The sequence below is a fragment of the Dyella acidiphila genome, assembly GCF_014863405.1.
GTDB lineage: Bacteria > Pseudomonadota > Gammaproteobacteria > Xanthomonadales > Rhodanobacteraceae > Dyella_B > Dyella_B acidiphila.
In genome coordinates this window covers 43,307-49,306 of the sequence record NZ_JACZZA010000020.1, presented here as the reverse complement: position 1 = coordinate 49,306, position 6,000 = coordinate 43,307, and the positions used below count along the sequence as shown (strand labels likewise).

Genomic DNA, 6,000 nt, shown 5'->3' with positions numbered 1-6,000 from the left:
CTGCGAGGAAAGCACCTCGGCCTCGCGCAGCTTGTGGATGATCTCTTCGGAACTAAAGCGTTTCTTGGGCATCGTCCAGTCTCCTCGTCATAAGTCTATGAACTTTGGATCTGGACCAGAAATTTCAGGTCAGCTCAGTGTACGACGACGCGTTTACCTTGATCCAGTCGTTGCAAGAGCGTTGGAAGCAGCGCTTTCCACGGAGCGAGAAATCGATTGTCAGGCGCGGCACCATCGGTAATCGGTAATCCATGCCACCGCAGTCCATGCAATACCGTGCGTTCCGGAAGATCTTCGATATGCAACTCTATGAACTCATGAGGCTCAATCAGTGTGATGAGGTCGGAGGCACCCCACCGACGAATGGCGTTCAGATCTTCATCGAGATCGCGTTCCCAAATACCGGTCATGGCGCTGGCCTGCCGTTTGCCGGGCGCGAATGTTACGCCGACGGCGCCCCCATTTTCACCAACAGGAAGCGTCGCTATGCGTAACGGGTGAGAGGCGCTTGTTCGCACATTTTTCGTGGTCAATCGATCATTCGTCATGGCATGTCTCCTTGAGCGAGCAAGCGTGGCCGTCTTATATCTCAAAAGCTAAGACCGAACGCTGATGTTTCGTCCATGCGACGCATAACAACGGCGCGTAATCGAAAATATATTGTGCATCGAAGCTTAGGGCTGTCGTCGTGCTAATCGGTAGTTTTCTACCGATTATGTCTCGCTCGACGAGCAGCCTACCGCGCGGTTTTTTTAGTGATAAATCTTAGTAGTAAGCGCAACTAAAAATCTTTATGAAACAAATAGTTGACCTAAAATCAAAAAAGCTTTAGCGTCGCCCCAATTTTGTGGGACGCATCCGGTCTAACCGTGATTGAGAAAACAAAACCGACCTCCACCGAGGAGTGGCTGCGCGACGAATATGGACCGATGCTCTCGGCAGGCACGACAGCTAAGCTCTTAGGTTTTCGTAGCGTGGACTCGCTGCGCCAGGCGCGCCGTGGTGCGCGTCTTCCCATACACATGTTTCAGCTGGACGGGCGCCGAGGCTGGTTTGCTTCAACCGCGGAAGTAGCAGCGTGGCTGGATAAGACGCTTGGAGCGCCCGCTACGGCGTCCGTGCAACTTGAGCAAAGGAGGTGATATCCATAGAGCGGATATCCCAACCAGATCGTAAATACTGAGCTCCAAAGCAATGTGGCCTACACGGATGGCAGTCCGTATAGGCCACAGGTGAAGCGTCGATTTGTTTGCGCCGACGCGCCATGCTAGCTCGATCTCTCCCGCGACTCAAGGGACGGGCGGCATTTGCCTGGAGCTCCATTCAGTAGTGGCACTCAACGTGCCCATTTACTCCGATGGAGCGAGAAACATGAATAAACCGGTTCCTTCCCTGCGCGTGGCTTGCCGTAGGCCATCCATGCGCGCCGAGCTCAACGATTTCATCCAGAAACTGCCCGGATCCGAGGGCATCGCTTTGCGCTGGGGTTTTCGGCGTATTCCGCTGTCGCGCGGCCGTCATCATGGGGGTTACGTCTGCGCATTTCGGGGCGAAAAGCTCGTGCGCGTAGAAAGTGCACTGGAACGCTCTGTCGTAAAGATGCTCGTGGCCGACCCTGCCTGTATGGCGATTGCTACTCAGCCGGTCACCATCAATTGGTCATGGAATGGAACAACGCGGCGCTACACCCCAGATATCTTGGTGATCTTCGAGGCGGTGCCGGAGAGATGGAGAAAGCTTGGGTTTGAGCGCCTATCGATCGTCGAAGTAAAACCCGAGTGCGCTTGGATCGAAGCTGATTTGCGCGACGAACATACGCGTGTCGCCCGCATCGCGTTGGGGATGCCGCTAATTCGGCTGCCTGTGTCTGGGGAGCTCTAAACATGACCACTTATGACGTGGGTAGTGAAGTGCTGTACCGTGGTCAACGCATGCGCGTCACGGATCCCGAATTCCAGGGAGTGATGATGCTGACCGCTTTGCATGACCCTGCGGTAGTGTGCCGGGCAAATGCCCAAGAAGTCTCCATTGCACCTGCACTAGCAGGGCGTGTGAACTCTATAGACATGCTGGAATGGAACGGCTTACAGCGACTTGCGAATGCCGCGCGAAACATTATGGTCGCCACCACAACTCAAGAGCGTAAGGCGCGCTACGAACTGCACGCGCTCGAATTAGGGGTTTCAAAAAGAACGCTAGAGCGTGCCATAAAGCGATTGAGGCAATTCAATGCCGTGTCGGCGCTGCAGCCTGGTAAGAGTGGTCGCCCTGCAGGCATCCGGTTGCTCGATCGAGCAGTGGAGGAAATCATTGCTCATCAACTCAATGAGTGTTGGCTCGTCAAAAACAAGCCTAACCTTTCGGATGTAATCGAGCAGATTCAATCTACTTGTCGTCAAAGAGGGCTAAGCGAGCCGTGCGCAAGTGCTATTCGCAAGCGGGTCGAAGCACTCGATACTCGTCGCGTGACAGTGTTGCGGGAAGGGAGCAAAAAAGCAAAATATAAACACGATGCCATGGTGGGTCATATCGATGCCTCCCGGGCTCTAGAAACAGTACAGATTGATCACACACTAGCTGACGCAATTCTGGTTTCGGAAGACGATAGGACTGTGGCCATCGGTCGACCATGGGTCACACTAGCGATCGATGTGGCTTCAAGGATGGTGGTCGGCGTATATGTAAGCTTCGAGGCGCCCAGTGCGATATCGGTGGCGATGTGTCTGGTGAATGCGTTGCTTCCCAAAGAGGCTTTCCTTGCGTCGTTGGGTCTTCAGGGGCAGTGGCCCGTTTTCGGCGTGATGGAAACGATCCATATGGACAATGGGCGAGATTTTCACAGTGAGGCCTTGCAGCGCGGCTGCAGCCAACTAGGTATCGACATTCAGTACCGTCCCGTCGGGTCCCCGCACTATGGTGGAATCATTGAGAGGCTGATAGGTACGTTCATGGGGAAGTGCCGGCTCCTCCCTGGCGCCACACAAAGCAACGTAGTTAAGCGTGCGGACTACGATTCAGAGAGCAATGCAGCGCTAACCCTTCGAGAATTCGTGACATTTTTGGTTAACGAAATCGTCAGCGTATATCACGCGAAGGTACACCGCACCTTGGAGATGGCTCCACTTCAGAAATGGAAAGCGCTAGAAAAAGAAGTTTCTGTCTCAGAGGCACTCCCGGCGGGATGGGAGCACTGGATGTTACCCACCACTTTCTACCCGTATGAGATGCGGCTCATTCGGCGCACTGGTATTCAGATGTTCCATCGCGAATTTTGGGCAGAAGGCTTGAACGAATGGGTTGGAGACAAGATTCCACGCGAGGTTTCTTACGACCCTAGTGATATCTCCAAGGTTTTTATCATCGGGCCGGCAGGTAACGTGCTTGTAGCGCACGACACATGCAAGGATGCGCGTCAGATATCTCTTGCCGAAATGCGCTGGCTCCGAAAATTGGGTCATGTCGAATACGAATCAAGTGGATTGCTGGAAGTGCTTGATGGTGGGTTGGAGACACGGCAACAACTGATCACGAACGCAATCCAGGCTACAAAAGGCGCCCGAAAACAGTCGGCCATCAAGAAACTTCATAAAGACCGCGGCATTAGCATCCCTCCCGCCATTGAATCATGCGAAGTCCCTGTCACCATCGAGGGCGAATTTATCGATTTCAGTTTGCCTGTCCCGACTTTTGGCGTGCATCGAGGGGACATGTAGCATGACTTGCGGGATGTCTATACAGACAGCGTCTAAAACCTTTATGAATGATTCAACCGCTACTTCAACGCTAGAACATCCCGTCACCATCTATGCGCATCTCGCTGAAGCCTATCAATCTGATGCCGGTGCGCCCGATGCTATGCGCATCGATTTGATCAAGAAAGGCGTCGTAATCGCGCATCCTTCGTACTCCAATGCAATGGCATACGCGCATTGGATTCTCACGTCGCCAAAGGTTACAACGAACGAGGGATGTTGCTGACCGGGAATCCGGGTTCTGGGAAGAGCACGTTCGGTGAAGAGCTCGCGCGCACGTATGAGGATAAGGTCGTCATAGTGTCGGCCGAAGGGTCGCGCACGATGCGGGAATTCTATGGGCGCGTGCTTGATTCGTTAGGCGGTCCTGCGGCACATCCATCGACCACGTCTGATCGCGAAATGGCCGTGCTTCGAGCAATTAAATCGCTTGGCATTAAGGCCTTGGTAGTCGATGAAATACAAGATTTGTCAAAAGGCACTGATCGAGAGCTAAACCGAGTATTGGCGGGAATTAAATTCCTGACAAATAGGGCGCGTCTTCCGCTAATTTGTTTGGGCGCGCTTGATTCGTCCAACGCATTTCGAACCGATAAGCACTTGGCACAACGCTTGCGGCCGTTCAAGTTGCCAGAGTGGAAAGTTGATCAGGCATTTGCGGATTTCGTCGGCAATATCGAGGCCATATTGCCGTTGCGCCGCCCATCGTCTTTACGAAACGCCGAGGCATTGACTTTTCTAATCAAGTGTTCAGGTGGTGGCCTTCGGGCCATTATGGAGCGCATTGCTTTGGCCGCCGCTCATGCCATCCTCAGTGGTGAAGAGAGCCTTACGCTGAAGACATTAGAAGAGGCGGAGTTTGCACCTTCGGTCGAGCTACAAAAGAAGTTGAAGTATGCGTGAGTTATACCTTCCCAAAGATATGCAATGGCCTAAGCTTGCCCCGCAAATTCTTATGCCGGGTGAATCAATTTCTTCCTTGGTTGATCGACAAGCGCTGTTGTGGGGAATAAATCGATCGCAACTGATTCGCGAAATCTCACCCGGTATTATTGGGCAGGTAGCCTTGGGCGATCTTGATGTGAGTGGTCGATGGATGTTTCTCGATATATATGCTGAGAAAACTGGTGTCAGTCGCGGAGCTCTAGAGATGCACTGCGGAGATCGCCGAGAAGCACTTCTTAAGCCAAAAGATCGCGACGCGTACTGCCCTATATGTTTCTTCGAGGACGCTACCAGCGCCCATACGCCCTACTTCCGATTGGATTGGGCTCGCATTTTTCTAACGTACTGTCAGGTGCATCAATGCCCGCTCTTCAAATGGTCGCACGTGCTGCCGGATGGTACGCGCAAGCTTCCACATGAGTGGTTGATGGGAGAAGGGATAAAAATTTCTGCGGTTGCACAATTTGCGCAGGATCTAAAGTTGGCACGCGCATACGCATATGATGTTCGGCCTAAACGTCCGATATCGCGAGAAGCATGGGCATGCGTTAAATACTTCGAATCATCTTTATTCAATGCAGGTGTGGGAGCAGCTAAATATAACGCGATGAATTGGCGTTCTTACAGCATTGAAGACGCAGTCATGAATCTGGCCGTTGAGCTAGCAAAAGACGCGACCAAAAATGGACGCTTAAGGGTGGATGAGTCAGATGCGATCACATTCGAGGATCAGCGGGTGATGTCCTTTACCTTCAAGAAAGGGCCTGTCAGACCCGCACGACCTACTTGGTTTAGTCTGACGGGAAAGGTTAGATCAATCGCGTGTCGCCGCGCATTGATGTACCGTCTTTCTCAGTCGAAAATTGAGTGGAGGGAATATGTCTATAAGCAAAGCAGTCTCGGCTCAGTCTGACAAAGAACGGGGTTCTGCAATCACGTCTGTTCTCGGCCACGGAGCGGACCTAACTAGTCAGAGGTAAAGTGAGTGACCGAGAGGCGTCGCTACATCGTCTTATTGGCCGTGGTTGCATCAACGGCAGTTGTTCTCTCGTTGATGTTTGCCGTTCCTTACATCTTTACGTTGACTGGCTTTGCTGGCTGGGCATTGTTGGGCCACGTTGTGACGGCTGATGACGATGCTGCCGGTGGTTGGAGCAACCCGGACGGCAAGCTCCCATTTCCGTGGGCCGAGCTTGCCACGAAGGCGGCTATCTTCCTTGGCCTTTGTTTGGCTATTGCGGCATTTCCTGGGCTAAGGGCTTTGGGTGGAGCGGGCTAAACTATCGGCTTCCGACCCGGAGAG

General features: G+C 52.9%; 6 protein-coding genes. 5 read left to right on the top strand and 1 reads right to left on the bottom strand.

What is annotated here, in order from left to right:
* Positions 1–134: 134 nt before the first annotated feature.
* Positions 135–548, bottom strand: a complete 414-nt coding sequence (locus IGX34_RS21655; protein ID WP_192557845.1) for a protein-tyrosine phosphatase family protein — start codon at positions 546–548, stop codon at positions 135–137.
* Positions 549–1,371: 823 nt separating this feature from the next.
* Here IGX34_RS21655 and IGX34_RS21650 point away from each other — a divergent pair.
* The 5 genes from IGX34_RS21650 (at position 1,372) to IGX34_RS21630 (ending at position 5,976) form a co-directional block, all read left to right on the top strand.
* A complete protein-coding gene (locus IGX34_RS21650; RefSeq protein WP_192557844.1) occupies positions 1,372–1,881 on the top strand; it encodes a TnsA endonuclease N-terminal domain-containing protein in 510 nt (169 codons plus the stop codon).
* Between the two features lie 2 nt (positions 1,882–1,883).
* A complete protein-coding gene (locus tag IGX34_RS21645; protein ID WP_192557843.1) occupies positions 1,884–3,713 on the top strand; it encodes a Mu transposase C-terminal domain-containing protein in 1,830 nt (609 codons plus the stop codon).
* A 255-nt stretch (positions 3,714–3,968) separates the two neighbouring features.
* Positions 3,969–4,655 (top strand): TniB family NTP-binding protein, encoded by a 687-nt coding sequence (locus IGX34_RS21640; RefSeq protein WP_192557842.1) that lies wholly within the window; start codon positions 3,969–3,971, stop codon positions 4,653–4,655.
* Positions 4,648–5,610: a TniQ family protein gene (locus IGX34_RS21635; RefSeq protein WP_192557841.1), complete on the top strand. Its 963-nt coding sequence runs from the start codon at positions 4,648–4,650 to the stop codon at positions 5,608–5,610. The genes IGX34_RS21640 and IGX34_RS21635 overlap by 8 nt, the downstream gene beginning before the upstream one ends.
* A 72-nt stretch (positions 5,611–5,682) precedes the next feature.
* Complete coding sequence (locus tag IGX34_RS21630; protein ID WP_192557840.1) at positions 5,683–5,976, top strand: hypothetical protein; 294 nt, start codon at positions 5,683–5,685, stop codon at positions 5,974–5,976.
* Positions 5,977–6,000 lie beyond the last annotated feature (24 nt).

Coding starts and splice junctions, on each gene's coding strand:
- IGX34_RS21655 (WP_192557845.1), bottom strand. CDS start 548: ATGACGAATGATCGATTGACCACGAAAAATGTGCGAACAAGCGCCTCT.
- IGX34_RS21650 (WP_192557844.1), top strand. CDS start 1,372: ATGAATAAACCGGTTCCTTCCCTGCGCGTGGCTTGCCGTAGGCCATCC.
- IGX34_RS21645 (WP_192557843.1), top strand. CDS start 1,884: ATGACCACTTATGACGTGGGTAGTGAAGTGCTGTACCGTGGTCAACGC.
- IGX34_RS21640 (WP_192557842.1), top strand. CDS start 3,969: ATGTTGCTGACCGGGAATCCGGGTTCTGGGAAGAGCACGTTCGGTGAA.
- IGX34_RS21635 (WP_192557841.1), top strand. CDS start 4,648: ATGCGTGAGTTATACCTTCCCAAAGATATGCAATGGCCTAAGCTTGCC.